We start from the raw sequence: 23,902 nt of genomic DNA, 5'->3' as shown, positions 1-23,902 counted from the left end.
CCTGGACCTATACGCTGGACAACACCAAGGCCGATGCGCTGATCGCGGGCCAGCAGGTCAGTGATTCGCTGACGGTGGCTTCGGCCGACCACACGGCGCAGCAGACCATCACCGTCAACATCACCGGCGCAAACGACTACGCTACGATCACGGCTTCAGCCAGCGAGGACACCTCGGTGACCGAAGCCGGCGGGGCAGGAAATGCCATTCCCGGCGACCCCTCCGCCCGCGGCACGTTGACAGTCAACGATGTCGATACCGGCGATGCGCACTTTGCCGCCGTGCCGCCAGCGAGCCTGGTCGGCCAATACGGCGCCTTCACCTTCGATAGCGGCACCGGCGCCTGGACCTACACGCTGGACAACAGCAAGGCGCAGTCCCTCGCCGCGGGCCAGCATGTGACCGACTCGCTGTCCGTACAGTCGGCCGATCTCAGTGCCACCCAGGCGATCACCGTCAACATCACAGGTGCCAACGATGCTGCGGTGAATGCCGTTCCCCTTGCGCAGGTGGTCAACGAAGATACGCCATTGGTGTTCCGTACGGCCAACGGCAATGCACTCAGCATCTCTGACGTGGACAACGCGAGCCACACCGTGACGCTGAGCGCAAGCCACGGCGCGATCACGCTGAATGGCGTTGCCGGGCTGCAGTTCCTGTCGGGCGACGGCACCGCGGACAGCACCATGACATTCACGGGCAGCGATGCGGCAATCAATGCTGCGCTGAATGGAATGAGCTTCCTTGGCGAGAAGGATTATGCGGGCGCCGCGTCGGTGCAGATCCAGACCAGCGATGGCGCTTTGGTCGATACCGATACGGTGGCGATTACGGTCAATCCCGTCAATGACGCGCCGGTGGCAGCCGAGGACGTTGTCTATGTTTCGACTAACACCGACAACATCCTGATTCCGGTGAGCGCGCTGCTCGGCAACGACGTCGATATCGACGGGCGGGCCTTGTCCATAAACCCGCTCAGTCTGACCTCAAGCACGCTTTCCGGCCTGAGGCTTGTCACCGAAAGCAATTACAGCTTCGTCGCGTTCGACAGTCCCAACAGCAAGGGGGTGGCAACCTTCAGCTATACCGTCGAAGACGGGGCAGGTGGCAGCAGCACGGCGACGGTGACCGTCAATGTCGTGGACAAAAACGGCTTTTCGCTTGATCAGGCCAGCTACCAGGCTTCCTATCTGGAGGGTGGCAGCAATCCCGACAGCATGACTGGTGCCGTTGCGGGTGACATCTTCATTGGCGGACGTGGTACCGACATCCTCAACGGCGGGAACGGCGACGACGTCTTGAGAGGGGGCGCCGACAACGACACCCTCAACGGCGGGATCGGCGACGACGTCTTGAGAGGTGGCGCCGACAACGACACCATCGACGGGGGGGTGGGCATAGATATGCTGGATTTCTCCGATGCCACCGGCGCGGTCTCCTTCACGTTGATCCAAAGTAGCACCCTCGTCAAGGTGCTTGTGGGCGCGACGCCCGGACTAGGTACCGACAGCTACGCGAACATGGAGGGCGTGATCGGCTCGGCGTTTGTCGACACGCTGACCGGCAGCTCCGCCAACGACGTCATTCGCGGTGGCGCGGGCGATGACACCATCAACGGCGGCGACGGCATCGACCTGCTTGATTTCTCCGATGCCACCGGCGGGGTTGTGTTCACGCTGACGCAGAGCGGCAGCCCCACCACGGCAGGCCCGGGCGTGACTGGCCTCGGTGCCGACAGCTACAGCAACATGGAAGGCGTCATCGGCTCCGCCTTCAACGACAACCTCACCGGCTCTGCCGGCAACGACGTGCTGCGTGGCGGCGCGGGCAACGACGTGTTGGTCGGAGGCGCCGGCAACGACGTGTTGACCGGCGGCGCCGGCGCCGACACACTGACCGGCGGCAATGGCAGCGACACCTTTCGCTTTCTGCGCGCGGACCCCGCTTCGGTCGACACCATCACCGACTTCGGTGCGGCTCCCGTGGCTTCCGGTGGCGATGTGCTGGATCTTTCCGATCTGCTTTCCGGTGTTGGCGTGAACCCTGCCAACGCGGCGCAGTTCGTCCGCCTTTCGGAGGTGGGTGGCAACACCGTGGTCAGCCTGGATCGTGACGGCAGTGGCACGGCGGCTGCATTCCAGGACGTGGCGGTGCTGCAGGGCGTGGTCGGGCTCGATCTCAACACGCTGTTGAGCAACGGCAATCTCCACACCGCCTGAGGCGGGCGATCGGTGGCGGATTCAGAGAGGGAAATGCAGGGCGGCAGTAAAGCCGGAATCCGGCGCAGTTGAAAACCATAATAAACGGGTAGCGCACCGCTTCCCGTATCGCGCAGGCGCCGGCCAGCGCGATGCGCGGCAGCGGGTGCGCCCGAGCGGGGGAAGCATGACAACGACATGGTGCCGGCTGGCACATGTACTGCTATGGGCCGCCATGGTGGTGCCGCATCACGCGGCAGCCCAGGTGCTGCGCCAGGCAGTCGAGCAAGCCGTGCATACCAATCCCGAAGTGCTGGCGGCGGGCAGCCGCCGGCTGGCCGCGGACGAGGGGCTGACGCAGGCGCGCGCCGGTTACCTGCCGCGGGTCGATGTCAATGCCGCCACCGGTCGCGTACGCCTGGACAGCCACAGCACCCGGCTGATGGGCCTGTCCGACTCTTCCTATGCCAGCCACGCCGCCGGCGTGACGATCTCGCAGATGCTGTTCGACGGCTTTGCCACCAGCAGCGATGTGGAGCGCCAGGGCGCACGGATCGACGGCGCGGCCTATCGGGTCGGCGCGACTGCCGAAGACATCGCGCTGCGCACGGTCGGCGTTTATGTGGAGGTCCTGCGGCGTCAGGAAACCGTGGCCATCGGCCTGGCCAATCTGGAAGCGCACCAGCACATCTATGACCAGATCCGGCTTGGCGCCGACAACGGGGTGCTGCGCCGCGCCGATCTCTATCAGGTCGAAAGCCGCCTGGCGCTGGCCAAGGCCAGCCTGCGGGCGGAGCAGGGCAGCTTGCAGGACGCCATGACAGCCTATTTACGCGTGGTCGGCGCGCCGCCGGAGGTCTTGTCCAGGCCGGACTCGCTGTCGACGCTGCTGCCTGCCACCGAACGGGAGGCGCAGCAGGTGGCAAACGCCAATCACCCCGCGCTGGGTGCCGGGCAGGCCGATATCGCCGAAGCCCAGGCCGGGCGTTCGCTGGCCAAGGCCGCGTTGTGGCCAAGGCTGGATCTCGAGGTCGGCGTGGCGCGCGACCGCGACCGCGTGCTCGGCACCACCGACGAGCGCAGCGTGATGCTGCGCGTGCGCTACAACCTGTTTCGCGGCAACGCCGACAAGGCGCGCATCAACGAGGCCGGCTACCAGGTCCAGGAAGCAGAGCAGAATCTGGACCGTCTGCGCAGACAGGTGCAGGAGGCCGTATCGCAGGCCTATAACGCCCACCTGACGGCGAAGGACCGTCTGGTGAGCCTCAAGCAATACGTGGAGGCCAGCGATGCCACGCGCGTCAGCTACGGCAAGCAATTCCGGATTGGGCAGCGCAGCCTGCTTGACCTGCTGAATGCCGAGAACGAGTACTTCAGCGCCAGCACGGCCTACGTGACCGGCAAGTACAACGAACTGGCCAGCCAGTACCGCATCCTTGCCGGCATGGGCTTGCTATTGGCGACCCTGCAGGTGCCGCCGCCCCAGACGGGGATGGTGCAGGTAGGGCAGCGGGCAGCGCCGCCGGTGGGACAGAGGTAGCGGGGGGACGGTGCCGGGCAAGCCGGCAGCCATGCTTCAGCCGCCGGCCACCGGAGATCCTGACCCGGCCCGCATCAGCGCGGCAAAGCCTCTCCCCGCAATCCCCGCATCCGATACTCTCCCGGCGCCACGCCCGTCCATTTCTTGAAGGCCCGGTGGAACGTGCTCGGTTCTGAGAAGCCAAGCCGCAGCGCCACGTCCTGCAGCGTCATGCCGGGGCGCTCCATCATGCCGATGGCCACGTCACGGCGCAGGCTGTCCTTGATGCTCTGGTAGCCGCTGCCCTCGTCGCGCAGCCGGCGGCGCAGGGTCTGGGGCGTGAGCCGCAGCATCTGCGCCATCTGCTCCAGCGACGGCAGTTCGTCATCCAGGTGGGAGCGCAAGTGCTGCCGGATGCGCTCGGCAAGGCAGCTGTTGTCGCGGTAGCGGATCAGCAGGTTGCGCGGCGTCTCGCGCAGGAACTCGCGCAGGCTGGCGGCGTCCTGCATCACCGGCAGGCGCAGGCTGGCGCCATCGAAATGCAGCACGGAGACAGGCTGGCCGTAATGCACGGCGGCCTTGAAGACGCGCTCGGTCTCGGGGCCGCCCTGCGACGGCGCCGCGCTCAGGTCGACCCGCGCCAGCGGGATATGGCCGGCCACCAGCCAGCTGAGCAGCGCGTAGGCATGGAACACGAAAGTCGATTCGGCAAAGCTGCGGCAGGCCGAGGCCGGCGCGCGGGGATGCAGCACCACGGAGGCGGCCTTGCCGTCGGCGCTGACATGCAGGCGTGGCGCGAAGGCGTCGATATGGAGCCGGTACAGCCGCAAGCCGGCTCGGATGGCGTCTTCCAGCGTGGCGCAATGGATCAGGTTGCGGCACGCCTGCGCAAACACGCCCGGGGTCACGGGCCGGTCCAGCAGCCCCCATAGTTCATCGCGCATGACGCGGCGCAGCGTGCGGATCAGCGCCGCGTACTGGCCCTGGGTGACGCGCGCATTGGGCGAGGCCAGCAGCGCCGGCGAAATCCCGGCCCGGCGCAGCAGCGCGGCAATGTCGTGGCCCAGCCGGCGCGGGCCCAGCAGGATGTGATCCACATGCTGGATCGCAATGGTGTGGCGCGCCGAGGCCTGCGGCGCCGTGCCGGCCGGGGCCTCGGTGCGGCCCGGGACACGGCCGTGCCCGGGCGCCGGCGGCAGTGCGCTGCCGGCGAGGTGCAGCTTGCCTGGCACGGGCGGGCGCGGCGATGACAGGACAGCGGTATGCATGGGTCTCCTCATCACGGTGGCGCGTCGGCGCCGGCACCGCGGAACGGCTGGTTCCGCGGGCGTTCCAGGACGTTTCGCCACATCGTCCCGGCACCTTAGCAAGCCGCGGCCGCACCGCACAATCGGGATTTGCCAAAGGCTGCCTTCCATCTGAGCGATTCGGCCAATCATTTTGGCTTGTCTGGTCATTGTCCACGCACCGCAGCATCGCGCACTCTCCGGCTGATACCGATACAAGGCCGGCGCACCGGCCCGGACGGGACCAGAAACGGGGCAACCACCCGTTCCCCGCCTCAGGAAAAACAATGGAGACAACAACACATGCAGGCAGATCGTCGTAGTGCGCTGTGGCGCTTTGGGGCCGGATTGCTGGCGTGGAGCGGCGTTGCCGCCGGGATGCTGGGGGCGGGCGCCGCGCTCGCGCAGAGCGAATTCCCGGCGCGCACCGTGCGCATGGTCGTGCCCTTCCCGGCAGGTGGCGCCACCGATGTGCTGGCCCGCGCCATTGCCGAAGGGCTGGGCAAGGCCTGGAAGCGCCCGGTGGTGGTGGAAAACCGCCCGGGTGCGAGCGGCATGCTCGGCGCCGAGGTGGTCGCCCGTGCCGAGGCCGACGGCTACACCGCGCTGCTGACGATCACGCCGCTGGTGCAGGCGCCAAGCCTGTATGCCCGGGCGCCCTATGACCCGGTGAAGGATTTCGCCGCGGTGTCCGAGCTCGGCACGACCAACCTGGTGTTCGCCGTCAACAGCAATGCGGTGCCTGCCACCAACCTGAAAGACTTCATCGCGCAGGTTCGCGCCAAGCCGAAGCAGTTCTCCTACGGCTCGTTCGGGGCCGGCTCGAGCGGCCACCTGTACGGCGAGGTCTTCAACGAGGCCGCCAAGATCGACATGCTCCATGTCTCATACAAGGGCGAGGCTCCGGAGCTGAACGACCTGCTGGGCGGCCAGGTGCCGGCGGCGGTGATCTCGGTGATGGGCGCCAAGCCCCACGTCGCCACCGGCCGCCTGCGCGCCCTCGCGGTGACTGGCCCCGCGCGCGCGCCGCAACTGCCGGATGTGCCGACTTTCCGCGAAGCCGGCATTGAAGGCATGGATGCGATGGGCTGGTTCGGGCTGCTGCTGCCGGCCGCCACGCCGCGGCCGATCGTTGAGAAGTTCTCGGCGGACGTCAACCGCGTGCTGGCCCAGCCCGACGTGCGCAAGCGCATGAACGAGCTTGGCGTGATCCTGACCGGCAGCACGCCGGACGCGTTTGCCCAGACCATCCAGGCCGACTATGTCCGCTGGGGCAAGGTGATCCGCACCAGGAACATCCGCCTGGATTAAGCCATTCCCGTTTGACCTGCATCGATTGCTGCATATGAAGCCTGCTACAAGTACCCGCGAGCCGTTCCGCTCCCCCGCCTGGCCGCCCGGCCTGCCGGCCACGCTGCATACGCCTCGCACCAGCCTGTTTTATAACGTCGAGGCGGCGGCGCACCGCTATCCGGACAAGACCGCGATCCAGTATTTCGGCACCGCGATTTCCTACGGCCAGCTGCAGGACGAGATCGAACGGATGGCCGGCTACCTGCAGCAGGCCTGCGGCATCGAGCCGGGCGACCGGGTGCTGCTGTTCAGCCAGAACTGCCCGCAGTTCATCATTGCCTACTACGCGATCCTGCGCGCCGAAGGCGTGGTGGTCCCGGCCAACCCGATGTGGCTGGAGGCCGAACTTGCCCATGTGGTGCAGGACAGCGGCGCGGTCGCCGCCTTTGCCGGCAGCGAGCTGTACCAGCGCGTGGCGCCGCTGCACGGCCCGGCGCTGCGCCATGTGATCCTGCACGACTATGCCGGCATGCTGCGCGACGACGGCGGCCTGGCCGTGCCGGCCTGGCTGCGCGAAGCGCCGCCCGCGCCGCAGGCTGCGCCGTCCGGCGCCATGCCGGTGGCCTGGGACGCGGCCAGCGCCGCCGGGCACCGGCCGCTGCCGCACCAGGCCGGCTACGACACGCTGTGCATGCTGGCCTATACCTCCGGCACCACCGGCCATCCCAAGGGCTGCATGCATAGCCACGGCACGCTGATGACCGCGGCGGCCGGTGCGGTGATCTGGCGCGGCGCCACGCCCGAATCCGTGGTGCTGGCCGTGGCGCCGATGTTCCACCTGCTGGGCATGCAGAACTGCATGAACTCGCCGCTCTACCTGGGCGCCACCGTGGTGCTGATGCCGCGCTGGGACCGCGCGCTGGCCGCGGACCTGCTCGAGCGCTACCGCGTCTCGGTCTGGGGGGCGCCGCCGGCGATGATGGTGGACTTCTTCTCGCAGCCGGGAATCGACGCGCGCGACCTGTCGAGCCTGGCCTACGTCGGCGGCGGCGGCGCGGCCATGCCCGAAGCGGTGGCCAATATGCTGCAGGAACGCTTCGGCCTGCCCTACGTCGAGGCCTACGGCATGACCGAGACCGCGGCCTTCATCCTGTCCAACCCGCGCAACCAGCCCAAGCGCGAATGCCTGGGCATCGCCACCTTCGGCGTGGACGCACGCGTGGTCGATCCCGAGACGCTGCAGGAACTGCCTTGCGGCGAGACCGGCGAGATCGTGGTCCACGGCGGCCAGGTGATGCTGGGCTACTGGAACAACCCGGAAGCCAACGCTGCCACCTTCATCGAGATCGGCGGCAAGCGCTTCCTGCGCACCGGCGACCTCGGCTTCATGGACGAGCAAGGCTACTTCTTCATGCGCGACCGCCTCAAGCGCATGATCAACGCGTCCGGCTACAAGGTCTGGCCGGCCGAGGTGGAGAACCTGCTGTACGGGCACCCGGCCATCCACGAAGCCTGCGTGATCGCCGCCCGCGACCAGCGCCGCGGCGAGACCGTCAAGGCCGTGGTGGCGCTGCGCCCGGAAGCACGCGGCACGGCCGACGCCGACCCCGAACGCATCATGGCCTGGTGCCGCGAGCATATGGCCGCGTATAAGGTGCCGCGCATCGTCGACGTGGTCGACGCGTTGCCCAAGTCGGCCACCGGCAAGATCCTGTGGCGCGCCCTGCAGGAGCGCGAGATGCAGGCGGACCACCCGAGCGCCTGACACCAGCGGCGAATTCAGCAAAGAGAGACAGCATGCAGCAAAGCAGACGCAACTGGCTGGCACAGGCCGGCACCCTGGCCGGCGCGGCCATCCTCGGCGGCGCGGGCAGCGCCTTCGCGCAGCAATCGTATCCGAGCAAGCCGATCCGCATGATCGTGCCGTACCCGGCCGGCGGCGGCACCGACACCGTGGGCCGCCTGATCGGCCAGCGCCTGGCCGAAAGCCTGGGCCAGCCGGTGGTGGTCGAAAACAAGCCCGGCGCCAGCGGCATGCTGGGCAACGACACCGTCGCCAAGGCGCCGGCCGACGGCTACACCATCCTGCTGGCGATCACGGCCCTGATCCAGGCGCCGGCCCTGTACAAGCGCACGCCATACGACGTGGCCAGGGACTTCACGCCGGTCTCGCAGATCGCCAAGTCGTCCGACCTGTTCGTGGTGCCCAACCGCGTGCCCGCCAGCAATATGCGCGAGTTCCTGGCGCTGGCCAAGGCGGGCAAGCTCAGCTATGGCTCCTACGGCAACGGCACCTCGTCGCACCTGCACGGCGAGCTGCTCAAGCAGCAGGCAGGCATCGAGCTCGCGCATATCCCTTACAAGGGGGCGGCGCCGCTGATGAGCGACCTGCTCGGCGGCCAGGTGGACAGCGCCTTTGTCGACGTGACCTCGGCCAACGCCTACCTGGGCAGCAACAAGTTCAAGATCCTCGGCATCACCGGCACCCAGCGCTACAAGGCGCTGCCCAATGTGGCGACCTTCACTGAACTGGGCCTGCCGGGGTTCGAGCCCAACGGCTGGTACGGGCTGTTCCTGCCGGCCAATGCGCCCAAGGATGTGACGGCGAAGCTGGCGGCAGAGACCGCGCGCATCGTGCGCCTGCCCGAAGTGACGCAGAAGCTGGCCGGCATGGGCCTGCAGCCGGTCGGGTCCACGCCGCAGGAACTGGCGGCCGTGGTCGCCGGCGACACACCCAAGTGGGCCAAGATCGTGCGCGACGCCAATATCCAGCTCGACTGAAACCCGCCTCCCGGAGCCTACCGATGGAAACCATCCGCTTCGCCGTCGAGGACGGCATCGCCACGCTGACGCTGGATTCGCCGGCGCGCAAGAACGCGCTGTCCTTGCCGATGCGCGACGAGATCGGCGAAGTGATTCGCCGGGTACGCGCCGACGAAAGCGTGCGCGCGCTGATCCTGACCGCCGCCGGCACCGATTTCTCGTCGGGCGGCGACATCAGCTCGATGCAGGTCGAGATCAATGCCGAGCAGGGCCGCAAGCGCCTGCACAAGGTGCACGGCTGGCTGGAAGACCTGATCCAGCTCGACGTGCCGGTCATCGCCGCGGTGGACGGCGCGGCCTATGGCGCGGGCTTCAGCCTGGCGCTGACGGCCGACATCATCCTGGCCACGCCGCGCGCGCGCTTCGGGCTCCCGTTCCTGCGCATGGGGCTGGTCCCCGACTGTGGCGTGTTCTACACGCTGCCGCGGATGATCGGCCTGCAGCGGGCCAAGGCGCTGATGTTCTCGATGCGCGAGCTGAACGCCCAGGCCGCGCAAGACCTTGGCATCGTCATGGAAATCGTGCCGGCGGACAGCCTGCAGGAACGTGCGCGGACGCTGGCGCAGGCCTTCACCGAGGCCTCGCCGGTGGCGGTGGGCCTGACCAAGCAGGCGCTGAACGCCTCGCTGAACCAGGACCTGCACACCATGCTGGCGATGGAAGCTGACGGGCAGGGCATTGCCTTCTCCACCGCCTATCGCCGCGAGGCTGCCGACCGCTTCATGGCCAAGCAGCCGCTGCGCTACCGCTGGCCGGACTGAGCGGCGGCGCCGGTCATGCTGCCCTGCAGCATCCGGCTGCCTCGCCAGGCTGTCGTTTACGTATACAGGCGGGTGCTGGCCGGACAGTACCGGTCGCCTGTTCATTTTCTCGTTTACCCTGATACCAGCACACCATATGGGATCCCACGACCAGCACACGGCGCCCGCCGTACGCCAGACCCCCTGGATGACCGAAGACCTGGGGATGTTCCAGGAAACCGTGCGCCGCTTCATCGAGCGCGAACTGGCGCCCAACGAGGCCCGCTGGGCCGACCAGGGCTATATCGACCGCGAGGTCTGGCGCCGCGCCGGCCAGATCGGGCTGCTGTGCGCCAGCATCCCCGAGGAATACGGCGGCGGTGGCGGCACCTTTGCCCACGAGGCCGTCATCACCCAGGAAATGTCGCGCGCCGTCTGCACCAGCCTTGGCAATAATGTGCACAGCGGCATCGTGGCACATTACCTGCTCAACTACGGCACGGAAGCGCAGAAGAAGAAATGGCTGCCGCAAATGGCCAGCGGCGAAATGGTGGCGGCCATTGCCATGTCGGAACCTGGCGCCGGTTCCGACCTCAAAGCGATACGCACCCGCGCGGTGCGCGAACAGACCGAAAACGGAGACTGCTATCGCATAAACGGTGCAAAGACCTTCATCACGAACGGGTATCACGCCGACCTGGTCTGCGTGGTGGCCAAGACCGATCCGGAAGCCGGTTCGCGCGGCGTGTCGCTGGTCATGGTGGAGACGCGCGACCTGCCGGGTTTCCGTCGTGGCCGCATTCTCGAGAAGATCGGGCAGAAAGGGCAAGACACCGCCGAGCTCTTCTTCGACGACGTGCTGGTGCCGTGCGACAACCTGCTGGGCACGCAGGAAGGTCAGGGTTTCTACCAGCTTATGCAGCAGCTGCCGCAAGAGCGCATGATCATTGCGCTCGGGGCCGTGGCGACCATGCAGCGCGCCATCGAGCTGACCACCGAATACGTGCGCGAGCGCAAGGTGTTTGGCCAGCCGCTGGCCGATCTGCAGAACACGCGCTTCAAGCTGGCGGAGTGCAAGACGGTCGCCACCATTGCCGCGACCTTCGTCGACGATTGCATGCTGCGCCTGATGGACGGCAAGCTCGACGCTGCCACGGCCGCCATGGCCAAGTGGTGGTGCACGCAGCAGAACTGCCAGGTCATCGACGAGTGCCTGCAGTTGCACGGCGGCTACGGCTACATGCTTGAATACCCGATCGCGCGTATGTATGCGAATGCACGCGTGAGCAAGATCTTCGGCGGCTCCAACGAGATCATGAAGGAGCTGGTCGCGCGCACGCTTTGACGCGCCTGCTATCAGCAGTGTGCGCGTGCTAGTGCGCGCAAACGCGTAAGAAAATGCGGAAAAACGAAAGCCGACACCAGTGCCGGCCTTCGTGCGTATGGTTACAAAACCGGATGTGCACGGATGGCGGGAAAGGTGTAAGGTGTTTCACAAGCATGGTCAATGGCCCGTCGCGTGCGGGGGCAAGGTCCGAGCGGAATGCAGCCAAAAGCTGAAGCGAATTCATGCAGAAAATGCAGCAACGAAACAGTCGTTGCATCGATGCAAGATTTGTCAACTCGGATTCCACCATCGCCGTTATTTGACTATGATGAAGTAAAGACTTCGCAACATGACAGGTCGCCAGGCCGGGGTGGTGTGCCGCGAACGTTGCGCGAAGCCTTAGGGGTAGCACGCCTCGGACGTGAACTCTGACGGGAGTGAGGTATGGACATTTTTGGCCATTACGCTACGCGCTTCGAAGCTCGCAAGGAAGAGGAATACAGCATCCAGGAGTACCTGGAGATCTGCAAGAAGGATCCGACTGCCTACGCGACTGCTGCAGAGCGCATGCTTGCCGCCATCGGCCAGCCTGAGCTGGTGGATACCCACCATGACCCCAGGCTGTCCCGCCTGTTCTTCAACAAGGTCATCCGCATCTATCCGGCCTTCCGCGACTTCTATGGCATGGAGGACACGATCGAACAGATCGTCTCGTTCTTCAAGCACGCGGCGCAGGGCCTGGAAGAGCGCAAGCAGATCCTCTACCTGCTCGGGCCTCCGGGTGGTGGCAAGTCCTCGCTCGCTGAAAAGCTCAAGGCGCTGATGGAGGAGATCCCCATCTACGCGCTCAAGGGTTCGCCGATCCATGAGTCGCCGCTGGGGCTGTTCGCGCCAGAGGAGGACGGCAAGATCCTGGAAGAGGACTACGGCATTCCGGTCCGGTATCTGAACACCATTGCCTCGCCATGGGCGGTCAAGCGCCTGCACGAGTTCAACGGCGATATCACCAGGTTCCGGGTGGTCAAGCTGCGCCCTTCGGTGCTGTCGCAGATTGCGATCTCGAAGACCGAGCCTGGCGACGAAAACAACCAGGATATTTCCTCGCTGGTCGGCAAGGTCGACATCCGCAAGCTGGAAGATTTTCCGCAGGACGATCCGGACGCGTACTCCTATTCCGGCGGGCTCTGCCTGGCCAACCGCGGCCTGCTCGAGTTCGTTGAAATGTTCAAGGCGCCGATCAAGGTCCTGCACCCGCTGCTGACGGCAACACAGGAAGGCAACTACAAGGGCACCGAAGGCTTCGGCGCGATCCCGTTCGACGGCATCATCCTGGCGCACTCGAACGAGGCCGAGTGGACGACCTTCAAGTCGGACAAGAACAACGAGGCTTTCCTGGACCGGATCTATATCGTCAAGGTGCCGTACGTGCTGCGCGTGTCCGACGAGGTGAAGATCTACGACAAGCTCTTGCGCAGCAGTTCGCTGTCGGCCGCGCCGTGCGCGCCCAACACGCTGAAGATGATGGCGCAGTTCGCGGTGCTTACGCGCATCAAGGAGCCCGAGAACTCCAATGTCTTCTCGAAGATGCGCGTCTATGACGGCGAAAGCCTGAAGGACGTGGATCCGAAAGCGAAGTCGTACCAGGAATACCGCGACTACGCCGGCATCGACGAAGGCATGAACGGGCTGTCGACGCGCTTTGCGTTCAAGGTTCTGTCCAAGGTCTTCAACTTCGACAACACCGAAGTGGCGGCCAACCCGGTGCACCTGCTGTACGTGCTCGAACAGCAGATCGAGCGCGAGCAGTTCCCGCCGGAGCAGGAAGCCAAGCTGCTGTCGTACATCAAGGAGTACCTGACCACTCCGTTCGTGGAGTTCATCGGCAAGGAGATCCAGACCGCCTACCTGGAGTCGTATTCGGAGTATGGGCAGAACATCTTCGACCGCTATGTGGTGTTCGCCGACCTGTGGATCCAGGACCAGGAGTACCGCGATCCCAATACCGGCGAGATCCTTGACCGCAACGCGCTGAACGACGAGCTTGAAAAAGTGGAAAAGCCCGCGGGTATCTCGAACCCGAAGGACTTCCGCAACGAGATCGTCAACTTCGTGCTGCGGGCGCGGGCCAACAACAGTGGCAAGAATCCGGTCTGGACCAGCTATGAAAAGCTGCGGATGGTGATCGAGAAGCGCATGTTCTCCACCACGGAGGACCTGCTGCCGGTGATCTCGTTCAATGCCAAGTCTTCGCGCGAAGACCAGGATAAGCACGAGAACTTCGTCAACCGCATGGTCGAGAAGGGGTACACGCCCAAGCAAGTGAGACTTCTGGTGGAGTGGTATCTGCGCGTAAGAAAGTCATCGTAACGGCGCCGCGGAACAGGTCTCTCAACGAGGGCAACATATGGCTACGGTCATCGATCGGCGCGAGAACGGCGGCAACAAGAGTGCCGTCAACCAGCAACGTTTCATCAAGCGCTACCGCGAGCAGATCCGGCAAGCGGTGGCAAAGGCGGTGTCCGGCCGGAAGATCATGGACATCGAGCAGAGCGGCCAGGTGTCCATTCCGGTCAAGGACATCTCCGAACCGATCTTCCACCACGGCCCGGGCGGGCGGCGCGAGTGGATTCACCCTGGCAACAAGAAATTCGTCAAGGGTGATTCCTTCGACCGCCAGCAGCAGGGCGGTGGCGGGACCGGTTCGCGCGCCAGCGACAGCGGCGAAGGCGAAGACGATTTCGTCTTCACGCTGTCGCGCGAGGATTTCCTGAACTTCTTCTTCGAGGACATGGCGCTGCCGGACCTGGCCAAGCGCCACCTCGCCAAGATCGCCGAGGTGCGCAAGGTGCGCGCCGGCTTTTCCATCGACGGCACGCCGTCCAACCTGTCGATCCTGCGCACCATGCGCAGTTCGCTGGGGCGGCGCATCGCCTTGTCCAGCCCTTACCAGAAGCGCCTGCGCGAGCTGGAGCTGGACTACAGCGAGGCGCTGGAAAAGGACGGCCCCTACGCCGAAGGCACGCTCGAGCTGATGGAGAAGATGCGGCACCTGCGTGCCTGCATCGACCGCGTGCCGTTTATCGAGAAGCTCGACCTGCGCTACAACAACCGCGTGCTGAAGAAGCGCCCCCAGGCCCAGGCGGTGATGTTCTGCCTGATGGACGTGTCCGGCTCGATGGACGAGAGCCGCAAGGACCTGGCCAAGCGCTTCTTCATGCTGCTGTACCTGTTCCTGAAGCGCAACTACGAGCGCATCGACGTGGTGTTCATTCGCCATCACACGGTGGCGAAGGAAGTCGATGAGGAAGACTTCTTCCACTCGCGCGAGTCCGGTGGTACCGTGGTATCCAGTGCGCTGAAGCTGATGGTGGAAGTGATCCACGACCGCTATCCGCCCAGCCAGTGGAATATCTACTGCGCGCAGGCGTCAGACGGCGATAACTGGGCCGGTGATTCCGAGTTGTGCGGACGCCTGCTGCGCGATTCGATCCTGCCACTGGTCCAGTACTATGCATATGTTGAAGTCGCATCGGAAGAGCCGCAGAACCTCTGGGAAGAGTATCTGACGGTCAAGGGACAGTTCGATCACTTTGCGATGCAGCGCATCATCGGTGCGGACGAGATCTACCCGGTGCTGCACGACCTGTTCCAGAAGCGCGCAGCATAGGTTGGCGCCGATCCTGGCCTTCCTCGCGGGGGGCCACAGTGAAGGCAAATGGCGAGGCAACGCGGACCACGCGGCGCGGCGATGCCGTGCGCGCCGGACGGGTCTGGCGCCTTGCCCGGGCAACAAGGGGCGAAGATGGCTTATCTCTCCACGGGTTCGGAATGGACCTTCGAGCTGATCAAACGGTATGACCGCGAGATCGCCCGCATCGCCGGCGAATTCGGGCTGGATACCTATCCCAACCAGATCGAGATCATCACCGCCGAGCAGATGCTCGACGCCTACGCGTCGGCGGGGCTGCCGGTCGGCTACAGCCACTGGTCCTACGGCAAGCACTTCCTGGCGTCCGAGCGCAGCTACCAGCGCGGCCACATGGGGCTGGCCTACGAGATCGTCATCAACTCCAATCCCTGCATCGCCTACCTGATGGAGGAGAACACCATGCCGATGCAGGCGCTGACGATCGCGCACGCCTGCTACGGCCACAACTCCTTCTTCAAGGGCAACTACCTGTTCCGCACCTGGACCAACGCGGACGCCATCGTGGATTACCTGCTGTTTGCCAAGAACTACGTGGCCGAGTGCGAGCAGCGTTACGGCGAGCGTGAGGTTGAACTGCTGCTGGACTCTTGCCACGCCTTGCAGAACTATGGCGTGGACCGCTACAAGCGGCCCAAGAAGCTGTCCATCACCGAGGAAAAGGCGCGCCAGGCCGATCGCGAGAACTACCTGCAGATGCAGGTCAACGACCTGTGGCGCACCCTGCCCAAGCACCGGCCGCATGCGCTGGCGTCGGAGGACGAGGCGTCCGAGGGGGAAATCATCTTCCCGCCCGAGCCGCAGGAGAATCTGCTGTACTTCATCGAGAAGAACGCGCCCAAGCTGGCCTCGTGGCAGCGCGAGATCGTGCGCATCGTGCGCAAGATCGCGCAGTATTTCTATCCGCAGCGCCAGACCAAGGTCATGAATGAAGGCTGGGCCACGTTCTGGCACTACACCATCATCAACCAGCTGTACGAGGAAAAGCTGGTCAACGATGCGTTCATGATGGAGCTGCTGCAGGCGCATACCAACGTGATTTACCAACCGCCGTACAACAGCCCCTATTACAGCGGCATGAACCCCTACACGGTCGGTTTCCTGATGTTCCAGGACCTGCGCCGCATGTGCGAGAACCCGACCGAAGAGGACTACCGCTGGGCCCCGGAGTTTGCCGGCAGCGACTGGCGCAAGACGCTGGACTTTGCCATGCGCAACTTCAAGGACGAGAGCTTCCTGCTGCAGTTCCTGTCGCCGCGCGTGATCCGCGAGCTGAAGCTGTTCTCGGTGCTGGACGATGACCGCGAAGGCAAGCTGCGCGTCACCGCGATCCACAACGATGAAGGCTACCGCGCGATCCGCCAGCTGATGGCGGCGCAATATGACCTCTCCAGCATGGAGCCCAATATCCAGGTCACCAATGTCGACGTGGGCGGCGACCGCTCGCTGACGCTGCGGCACCTGCAGAACGACCGCCGGCCGCTGGCGCACAACTTCGACGAGGTGATCCGGCACGTGACCCGGCTGTGGGGCTTCACCGTGCGGCTCGAGGTCGCCTACGAGGACGGCCGCACCGAGCTGAAATATGAGTGCAAGCCGGAGCGGCGCCACCGCCGCCCGCACGGCGGCAGCCTCAGCCTGGCCGCCTGATCCCGCGATTGCCGGGGTTAGGCCCGGCCGCTCAGGCGGCGGGCGCGGGCTCGCACCATTCGCGCACCAGCTCCACCGCGTTGCGGCCGGCGCTGGCGCATACCTGCTCGCCCAGCATCCGGCTCCACCAGCGCTCTGACCCGTCCGCCACGCGCCACGCATGCAGCCGGCGCGTATAGAGTTGCAGGTCGTATTCCTCAGTGATCCCGATGGCGCCGTGCACGGCGTGAGCGATGGCGGCCACCGGCGTGACCGCGTCGCTGGCGCGCAGCTTGCCGATGGCCGCGCGCAGCCGGTCGGGCGTGCCGGTGCCGCTGTCGCAGGCCAGCTGTGCGGCCACGCGTGCGGCGGCGACATGCTCGGCCATCTCGCTGACCTGGTGCTGGATCGCCTGGAACTTGCCGATGGCGCGCCCGAACTGCTGGCGGTCGTTGGCGTACTGCAGGGTCAGGTCGAGCACGTGCGACAGCGCGCCGGCCAGCTGCGCCGTGTGCAGGCAGGCGCCCAGCGTGCGCAGGGTGCCGGCGGGCAGTGAAAACGCCGCTGGCGCCGAGGCGTCAGGGCGCGGCACGCGCAGCGTCAGGTCGTGATGGGCGCCGGTCGCTTCGGCGCGGGCATCGGCCGCCGACAGCAGCAGGCAACGCTCGCCGTCCTGCAGCAGGAACCACTGCGCATGGCGGGCGTCGGCCATCAGCGCCGCGCCGGCGCCGTCTTCAAAGCCGGCGAGTGCGACCGGGCCGGCGGGCAGGGCGATGCCATGCGCCTGCAGCAGCGCGCGCGCAAAGATGGTCTGCGCCAGCGGCAACGGCAAGGCGTGGCGGCCGGTGGCAAAGAGCACCGGCGCCAGCTCGCGCAGCGGCAGCGCGGCACCGCCGGCTGATTCGGGCAGCAGGCAATCGGCAAAGCCGCTTTCCAGCAGCGCTTGCCACAGCGGCTGCGGGTCGGCCTGCTGTTCCAGCGCGCGCACGGTGGCGGGTGGGCAGCAGTCGCGCAGCAGCGCGTCGAGGGCGTCGGAATAGGCGTTATGCATGGGGTATCTCGTTCAGGATGGCGGTCGACGGGGGCGGATTCAGCGCAGGCCGAGCCCGCGCGCGATCATGCCGCGCAGGATTTCGCGGGTGCCGCCGCGCAGCGAGTACGACGGCGCGATCTGCGTGACATAGGCCAGGGTGCGGTACAGCGCCCCATCGGCCGCCAGGGCGGGTTCATCACCGAGCGCGGCTTCCACCAGCGCGGGGATCGACTGCTCGAAGGTCGTGCCCAGGTCCTTCACCAGCGCGGCCTCCACCACCGGGCTTTCACCGGCGGCCAGCCGCGACGTGACGGCCAGCGACATGGCGCGCAGCACCGCCAGGTGGCCGGCGAGCCGGCCCGCGGTCACCGTGTCGCGGCGTGCCGGCGGCAGCCGGCGCATGGCGTCGAGCCAGGTGTCGAGCAGCACCACGCTGGAGTAGAGGCGCTCCGGGCCGCTGCGCTCGAACGCCAACTCGGCGTTGACCTGCTCCCAGCCGCTGCCTTCCTGGCCGACCAGCGCGTCCGGGGCCAGCGCCGCGTCGTCGAAGGTGACTTCGGAGAAGTGCGCGTCGCCCGCCAGGTCGTGGATCGGCCGCACCGTCACGCCCGGTGCGTGCAGATCGACGATGAACTGCGACAGTCCGGCCTGCCGGTCCTGCGGCGTGCCCGAGGTGCGCACCAGCGCGATCATGAAGTGGCAGCGGTCGGCATTGGTAGTCCAGATCTTGCGGCCGTTCAGGCGCCAGCTGCCGTCCGCCTGGCGCACCGCGCGCGTGGCCACGCTGGCCAGGTCCGAGCCGGAGTTGGGCTCGCTCATGCCGATGCAGAAGAAGGCCTCGCCGCGGCTGATCGCGGGCAGGTAGCGCGCCTTCTGCGCGTCGTTGCCGTAGCGCAGGATCAGCGGGCCGCTCTGGCGGTCGGCGATCCAGTGCGCCGACACCGGCGCGCCGCAGGCCAGCAGTTCTTCCACCAGCACGAAACGCGAAAACGGGTCCAGGCCCGCGCCGCCGAACTGCGCCGGCAGCGTGATGCCGACCCAGCCGCGCGCGGCCAGCGCCCGGCTGAAGGCGGCGTCAAAGCCCATCCACGAGCGCGCGCGCGTTTCCGGCGGCAGCGCGGGCAGGTGTTCATCGAGAAAGGCCCGCACCTCGCCGCGGAACGCCACGGCGTGCGGCGGCAGGGAGGTCAGGCCGAAAGTGGAAAGCAATGCGGTCACGGTGAAATCCTGTGTCTGGTATTGGCTGGTGCCAGCGGTCTCAGTCCAGCGTCGCGCCTGAATCCTTCACGACCTTCTGCCAGCGCGTCATTTCCGCGCTGAGGTAGGCGGCGTAGGCCTCCGGGGTCGATCCGCGCGGCTCCGCCCCCTGCGCGGCCAGGCTTGCGCGCGTCTCGGGGTGGGCCAGCGCCTTGGTGGCGGCGGCATTGAGCTTGCGCACGATCTCGGCCGGTGTCCTGGCCGGCACCATCATGCCCTGCCAGGCGCCGACCTCGAAGCCCGGCTGCACGGTTTCGGCAAGGGTGGGCACGTCCGGCAACTGGGCGCTGCGCGTGGTGCTGGTGACGGCCAGCGCGCGCATGCGCTTGTCGCGGATGAAGGGCAGCGATGAATTGATGGTGTCGGCCATGAACTGCACCTGTCCGCTGGCCAGGTCGGTCAGTGCCGGCGCGCTGCCCTTGTAGGGCGCATGCACTGCCGACAGACCGTTGGCCTGCAGGAACATGAAGGCCGCCAGGTGCGTCACGTTGCCGTTGCCGGCCGAGCCGTAGGTGAGCTTGTCGGGGTTGGCCTTCAGGTACTGGATGAACTCTTTCACGTTCTGTACCGGCAGCTGCGCGTTGACCTCCAGCACCAGCGGCACCATTGCCGTCAGCGCCACCGGCGCGAAATCGCGTTTCACGTCGTAGCTGAGCTTGCGGTAGAGCGCCGGGCTCAGCGCGATCGACGAGGTGTTGTACAGCACCGTATAGCCGTCGGCCGGCGCCTTGGCGACGATCTCCGCGCCGATATTGCCGTTGGCGCCGGGCCGGTTGTCGACCAGCACCTGCTGGCCGAGCGTCTCGCTCATGCGCCGTGCGATCACGCGCGACACCAGGTCGGTCGGGCCGCCCGGCGGGAACGGCACCACCATGCGGATCGGGTGCGACGGGTAGGCGGCATCGGCCGCCGCCGCCGGCTGCGCCAGCATCGCCGGCAATACGATGGCTGCCGCGGCAGCCAGTGTCGTGATGAAAGTCTTTGCCTTCATGTGCTTGTCTCCTCCATCCATGCAGCCACGCGGCGGATGCCGCCGTGGGTTCAGCGTCCCGCCAGCAACCGGCGCGCGGTGTAGGTCATGACCTGCTCCCCGCGCTGGTTGAACACCTCGATGCGCGAATCCACCACCGCCCGGCCGTTGCGCGAAGTGGGGCGGATGCCGGTCACGGTCACGGTGGCGTGGATGGTGTCGCCCACCACCACCGGGGCGTGGATCTGCTGCGTGAGTTCCAGCATGGCCAGCCCGGTGCCCTGGATCATGGTCTGCAGGATGAAGCCCTCGATCAGCGTGTAGGTCAGCGCCGCCGGCACCGGCCGGCCCTGGATGGCGCCACCGTCATAGCCGGCTTCGATGAAGATGGCCTCGACCATGCCGGTGACGGAGATGAAATTGACCAGGTCGGTCTCGGTCACGGTACGGGCGAAGGTGCGGAAGGCCTGGCCCTCCTGCAGGTCCTGCCAGTAGAAGCCCTGGCCGAGGCGGGGCAGTTCTGCATGCTTCATGGTGTCTCCTTGGCGGGTGCGCAGCGTGCGGCACCGCTTAGTTGCAATTGCGCGATCGTTTCTGCGGACAGTCCCGCCTGGGCCAGCACGCTCGCGGTGTGCTCGCCCAGCCGCGGCGGGATGCCCAGCGGCGCGCGCTGGCTGTCGAAACGCACCGGCGCGCCGGGAAAACGCAGCGTGCCCATGGCCGGGTCTTCGACGGTTTCGAAGAAGCCAGTGGCGGCCAGGTGCGGATCGGCCGGCAGGTCGTCGAGTTCATTGATGCGCGCCACCGGGATCTGCAGGCGTTCGCACAGCTCAACCCAGTGCGCGGTGGTCTGTCCGTGCACGATTTCGCCGGTGAGCTCGTACAGCGTCTCGATATGCCGCGTGCGTGCCGCGATGTCGGCAAAGCGCGCATCGGCGGCCAGCTCGGGGCGCCCGGCGGCGTGGAAGAAGTCGCACCAGTGCGCGTCGGTGTACGGCATCATGCAGACATAGCCGTCGGCGCTGCGGTACGGGCGGCGCAGCGGTGCCAGCACGCGCGGATAGCCGCTGGGGCCGCGCGGCGGCTCGAAATGGCGGCCGTAGAAGTGCTCGACCAGGTTGAAGGCGACCATGGATTCGAACATCGGCACTTCGACCAGCGTGCCGTGGCCGCTGCCGCCATCGGCATTGCGCCGCGCGCGCCCGGCCAGCGCCGCGCAGACCGACAGCGCGGCCACCAGCCCGCTGGTCTTGTCCGCGGCAATGGTGGGGAAATAGCGGCTGTCGCCGGTTTGCGCCGCCATCAGCGCGGCATTGCCGGACAGGCCCTGGATGATGTCGTCGTACGCCGGGCGCCCGCCATAAGGGCCATCCTCGGCAAAGCCGAGCAGGCTGACAAAGACCAGCTCCGGGTGGCGCGCCCGCATGTCGTCGGGCGCCAGCCCCAGTGCGGCCAGCTTTTGCGGGCGCATGCTGTGCATCAGCACGTCGGCGCCGGCCAGCACGCGGTCCAGAGCGGCCTGGGCGGCCGGCTGCTTCAGGTCCAGCACCACACTGCGCTTGCTGCGGTTCACGCCCAGGAAAATGGCCGCCATGCCGGGCTCGGCGGCGGGGCCGGTGCGGCGCGTGGAATCGCCCTCGGGCGGCTCGACCTTGATCACCTCGGCGCCGAGGTCGGCCAGCCACTGGCTGGCATAGGGCCCCATCACCACGGTGGACAGGTCGACCACGCGGATGCCTGCAAGCGGCAGCATGTTGTCTCCGATCTTGTTGACTGTGGGGCACAGGGTAGATCAGCAGGCGAGGCTTGGTCTAATATTAGTTTTTTAGAAATCGATATTCACAGGATATTAACGAGCCATGGACTTCCGCCAGCTGCAGCAGTTCGTCGCCCTGGCCGAGACGGGCAACTTCCACCGCGCCGCTGAACGCCTGCACATGGCGCAGCCGCCGCTTTCCATTTCCATCCGCAAGCTCGAGGACCAGCTTGGCACGGCGCTGTTCGTGCGCACCTCGCGCGGGGTGAGGCTGACGCAGGCGGGCGAGGCTGCGCTGCACGATGCGCGCCGTGCACTGTTCCATGCGCAGCAGGCACGTGCCGCCGCGATCGCCGCGGGGCAGGGCGAGCGCGGCGCGCTGCGCATCGGCTTTATCGGCTCGGCGACGTATGCGCTGCTGCCCAAGCTGATCCCGGCGTTCCGCGCGGCGCATCCCGGCATCGAGCTGATCCTGCATGAATCCACCACCGCCGCGATCCTGGACCGCCTGGAAAAGCACCAGATCGACGCCGGCCTGGTGCGCTTTCCGATCCTGAACACCGGCAACTATTCGCTGACGCCGCTGGAAAACGACGTCTTTGTCGCGGCAGTCCCGGCTGACAGTCCGCTGGCAGGCGCAGACGCCATCCCGCTGCGCGCGCTTGCGGACGAGCCCTTCATCATGTATCCGGCGGCGCAGGTGCCCAACCTGCACGCGGTGGCAATGCTGCTGTGCCAGCAGGCGGGCTTTGTGCCGCGTGTCACGCAGGAGGCGGTGCAGGTGCAGACCCAGGTCAGCCTGGTCGAGAGCGGGCTTGGCGTGGCCCTGGTGCCGAGCGTGGCGGCGCGCTACGCCAACCTGCGCGTGCGCTTCCTGCCATTGTCCAGCCCGCGGCCGGCCGGGCGCATCGGCATTGCGCTGGCGGCGCGGCCCGATGACGGCGACCGCCAGGTGCAGCGCTTCCTGGCGGCGGCGCAGGCGGCAGTGAACTGATGCGGGGTGGTGCGGCGCCTCAGGCGGCGCGCGGGCGCGGCGCGCGCGGCCGCACAGCCGGGGTCACGCTGGCGCGCTCCAGGTTCACGCCCGGCAGCAGGTGCAGCAGCCGCACCAGCTCTGACTGGCGATGCGTGCCGGTCTTGCGCAGCGTGTCGCGGATATGCACGCGCACGGTGTGGGGAGAGAGAAATTCGCGCTCGGCAATCTCGTTGAGGGTTTCGCCGGCAGCCAGGCGGACCGCGATAATGCTCTCCTTGCGCGACAGCCCGAACAGCGAGGTCAGCACGCCGGCATCCAGCACCGAGCGCGATTCCGAGTTGCCGAACAGCATCATCGCGGCCGGCAGCTGCCACGGGCCCTCCACCGGCTGGCGCGAGACCAGCGGCGTGACGATGATCGGCACCGGCTGTCCGCCGGAGGTGATGTGCATCCACGAGCCGGAGGCCGCCTCAGTGCCGCGCGCGCGCATGGCACCGTCAAGCAGCTTGCGCAGCACCGCCTGCAGGGTCTCGCTGTGGGCGCGCAGCACGCCGCCCTGCAGCGACAGGTGGCCGTCGGCCTGCACCAGCGCCTCGGCCCAGCTGTTGGCATAGCGCACGCGCAGGTCGGCCTGCAGCACCATCACGCCGAAGTCCAGCGTATCCAGCCCGGCCAGTCCCAGGCTGGCCAGTCCGCTCAGCTCGAAGTTGCGCTGCTGCATCCGTGCCGCGCGCACCCAGTGCGGCATCACGTGGGCCAGGCGCCGCTCGCGCTGGCCCACGCTGATGCTGCCCGCGCTGGTGCCGCTCATCAGCACGCAAACCTCGGCGTTCTCGATCAGGCGGATGCCTTGTTCCAGTCCGCTGCAGGCCAGCGCAGCCGTGGCCGCATCCGCCATGCCGCCATGGTGCGAGGCCACCAGCGCGGCGGCACCGTCGCAGGCCAGCGCGGGGGCGTCATTGGGGGCGCAGCAAGCGCCCGCATGGGGCAGGTCGAGCGGACCGGGCAGCCAGTCGGGCATGCTGGCGCCGCTGGTGAAGCAGCCGTGCGGGGTCACGCCAAGGCGGGCGTGGCCGGCCAGCTTGTCCCAGATCAGGTAACGCGGGCTGCCTGTGCAGGTGTATCGGGAAAAGAGGTCGAGGGCGGCGGGCATGGCCGCAACGTCCAGCGCGGACTCGTAGATTGAGTCGACCAGACGATGGAAGTCCTCGTCCGTAGTCGGGTGTTCGCCCATGTTCAGATCCCCCCGGTGGCAAACGCCTATTGCTCTGTGCCACGGCAAGTGGCTACATCTTTTTGTGTTATCGGTTCCGTTCTAGCGTTCTGCATCTGCGCCGATACGGATGCTGCTGGCGGCGCGCATTGTCCCGTCATGTCCGCCGTAACGCA

General features: G+C 66.7%; 18 protein-coding genes. 11 read left to right on the top strand and 7 right to left on the bottom strand.

All coding sequences use genetic code 11. The features are described from left to right. Positions 1-2,219: VCBS domain-containing protein (locus AC3WRR_RS18690; protein ID WP_492297783.1), on the top strand; the 2,219-nt coding region annotated here is incomplete at its 5' end. Between the two features lie 166 nt (positions 2,220-2,385). Next, positions 2,386-3,738, top strand: coding sequence for a TolC family outer membrane protein (locus AC3WRR_RS18685; RefSeq protein WP_011616756.1), 1,353 nt, complete (start codon positions 2,386-2,388; stop codon positions 3,736-3,738). A gap of 74 nt (positions 3,739-3,812) precedes the next feature. On the opposite strand, the gene AC3WRR_RS18680 is transcribed toward AC3WRR_RS18685, so the two are convergent. Next, positions 3,813-4,985 carry an AraC family transcriptional regulator gene (locus AC3WRR_RS18680; protein ID WP_011616757.1) on the bottom strand — a complete coding sequence of 391 codons (1,173 nt, stop codon included), beginning with the start codon at positions 4,983-4,985 and terminating at the stop codon, positions 3,813-3,815. Positions 4,986-5,306: 321 nt separating this feature from the next. Between AC3WRR_RS18680 and AC3WRR_RS18675 the strand changes: the two genes are divergently transcribed. The 8 genes from AC3WRR_RS18675 (at position 5,307) to AC3WRR_RS18640 (ending at position 16,542) form a co-directional block, all read left to right on the top strand. Next, positions 5,307-6,314, top strand: a complete 1,008-nt coding sequence (locus AC3WRR_RS18675) for a tripartite tricarboxylate transporter substrate binding protein (protein WP_011616758.1) — start codon at positions 5,307-5,309, stop codon at positions 6,312-6,314. Positions 6,315-6,348: 34 nt separating this feature from the next. Then, a complete protein-coding gene (locus AC3WRR_RS18670) occupies positions 6,349-8,061 on the top strand; it encodes a long-chain fatty acid--CoA ligase (protein ID WP_492293123.1) in 1,713 nt (570 codons plus the stop codon). Positions 8,062-8,093: 32 nt separating this feature from the next. After that, complete coding sequence (locus AC3WRR_RS18665; RefSeq protein WP_010811721.1) at positions 8,094-9,077, top strand: Bug family tripartite tricarboxylate transporter substrate binding protein; 984 nt, start codon at positions 8,094-8,096, stop codon at positions 9,075-9,077. Positions 9,078-9,100: 23 nt separating this feature from the next. Further along, a complete protein-coding gene (locus AC3WRR_RS18660) occupies positions 9,101-9,880 on the top strand; it encodes an enoyl-CoA hydratase/isomerase family protein (RefSeq protein WP_492297780.1) in 780 nt (259 codons plus the stop codon). A gap of 136 nt (positions 9,881-10,016) precedes the next feature. Then, the gene (locus AC3WRR_RS18655; RefSeq protein WP_037024190.1) at positions 10,017-11,204 is read left to right on the top strand and encodes an acyl-CoA dehydrogenase family protein; all 1,188 of its coding nucleotides are present in this window, start codon (positions 10,017-10,019) and stop codon (positions 11,202-11,204) included. 426 nt (positions 11,205-11,630) lie between these two features. After that, entirely contained in the window at positions 11,631-13,553 is a 1,923-nt protein-coding gene (locus tag AC3WRR_RS18650; RefSeq protein ID WP_010811718.1) for a PrkA family serine protein kinase, read from the top strand. 37 nt (positions 13,554-13,590) lie between these two features. Then, positions 13,591-14,853, top strand: coding sequence for a YeaH/YhbH family protein (locus AC3WRR_RS18645; RefSeq protein WP_010811717.1), 1,263 nt, complete (start codon positions 13,591-13,593; stop codon positions 14,851-14,853). 135 nt (positions 14,854-14,988) lie between these two features. After that, the gene (locus AC3WRR_RS18640; protein WP_492297778.1) at positions 14,989-16,542 is read left to right on the top strand and encodes a SpoVR family protein; all 1,554 of its coding nucleotides are present in this window, start codon (positions 14,989-14,991) and stop codon (positions 16,540-16,542) included. 31 nt (positions 16,543-16,573) lie between these two features. Here AC3WRR_RS18640 and AC3WRR_RS18635 read toward each other — a convergent pair whose 3' ends face one another. The 5 genes from AC3WRR_RS18635 to AC3WRR_RS18615 are packed head-to-tail and all read right to left on the bottom strand — an operon-like array spanning position 16,574 to position 21,534. Continuing rightward, positions 16,574-17,572, bottom strand: a complete 999-nt coding sequence (locus AC3WRR_RS18635; protein WP_010811715.1) for an acyl-CoA dehydrogenase family protein — start codon at positions 17,570-17,572, stop codon at positions 16,574-16,576. A gap of 39 nt (positions 17,573-17,611) precedes the next feature. Then, positions 17,612-18,772, bottom strand: coding sequence for an acyl-CoA dehydrogenase family protein (locus tag AC3WRR_RS18630; protein WP_010811714.1), 1,161 nt, complete (start codon positions 18,770-18,772; stop codon positions 17,612-17,614). Positions 18,773-18,812: 40 nt separating this feature from the next. Then, positions 18,813-19,802, bottom strand: a complete 990-nt coding sequence (locus tag AC3WRR_RS18625; protein WP_010811713.1) for a tripartite tricarboxylate transporter substrate binding protein — start codon at positions 19,800-19,802, stop codon at positions 18,813-18,815. Positions 19,803-19,852: 50 nt separating this feature from the next. Further along, entirely contained in the window at positions 19,853-20,314 is a 462-nt protein-coding gene (locus AC3WRR_RS18620; protein WP_010811712.1) for a MaoC family dehydratase, read from the bottom strand. Further along, complete coding sequence (locus tag AC3WRR_RS18615) at positions 20,311-21,534, bottom strand: CaiB/BaiF CoA transferase family protein (protein WP_454749293.1); 1,224 nt, start codon at positions 21,532-21,534, stop codon at positions 20,311-20,313. The genes AC3WRR_RS18620 and AC3WRR_RS18615 overlap by 4 nt, the downstream gene beginning before the upstream one ends. Positions 21,535-21,640: 106 nt before the next feature. Here AC3WRR_RS18615 and AC3WRR_RS18610 point away from each other — a divergent pair, with 106 nt between their 5' ends. Beyond that, complete coding sequence (locus tag AC3WRR_RS18610) at positions 21,641-22,531, top strand: LysR family transcriptional regulator (protein ID WP_454749292.1); 891 nt, start codon at positions 21,641-21,643, stop codon at positions 22,529-22,531. Between the two features lie 19 nt (positions 22,532-22,550). Here AC3WRR_RS18610 and AC3WRR_RS18605 read toward each other — a convergent pair whose 3' ends face one another. Further along, entirely contained in the window at positions 22,551-23,747 is a 1,197-nt protein-coding gene (locus tag AC3WRR_RS18605; protein ID WP_010811709.1) for a helix-turn-helix transcriptional regulator, read from the bottom strand. Positions 23,748-23,902: the final 155 nt, after the last annotated feature.

The sequence above is a fragment of the Cupriavidus sp. FW305-3-2-15-C-LB2 genome (assembly GCF_058787575.1).
The sequence above is the reverse complement of the archived record's forward strand: the minus strand, read 5'-3'. Positions and strand labels throughout refer to the sequence as shown.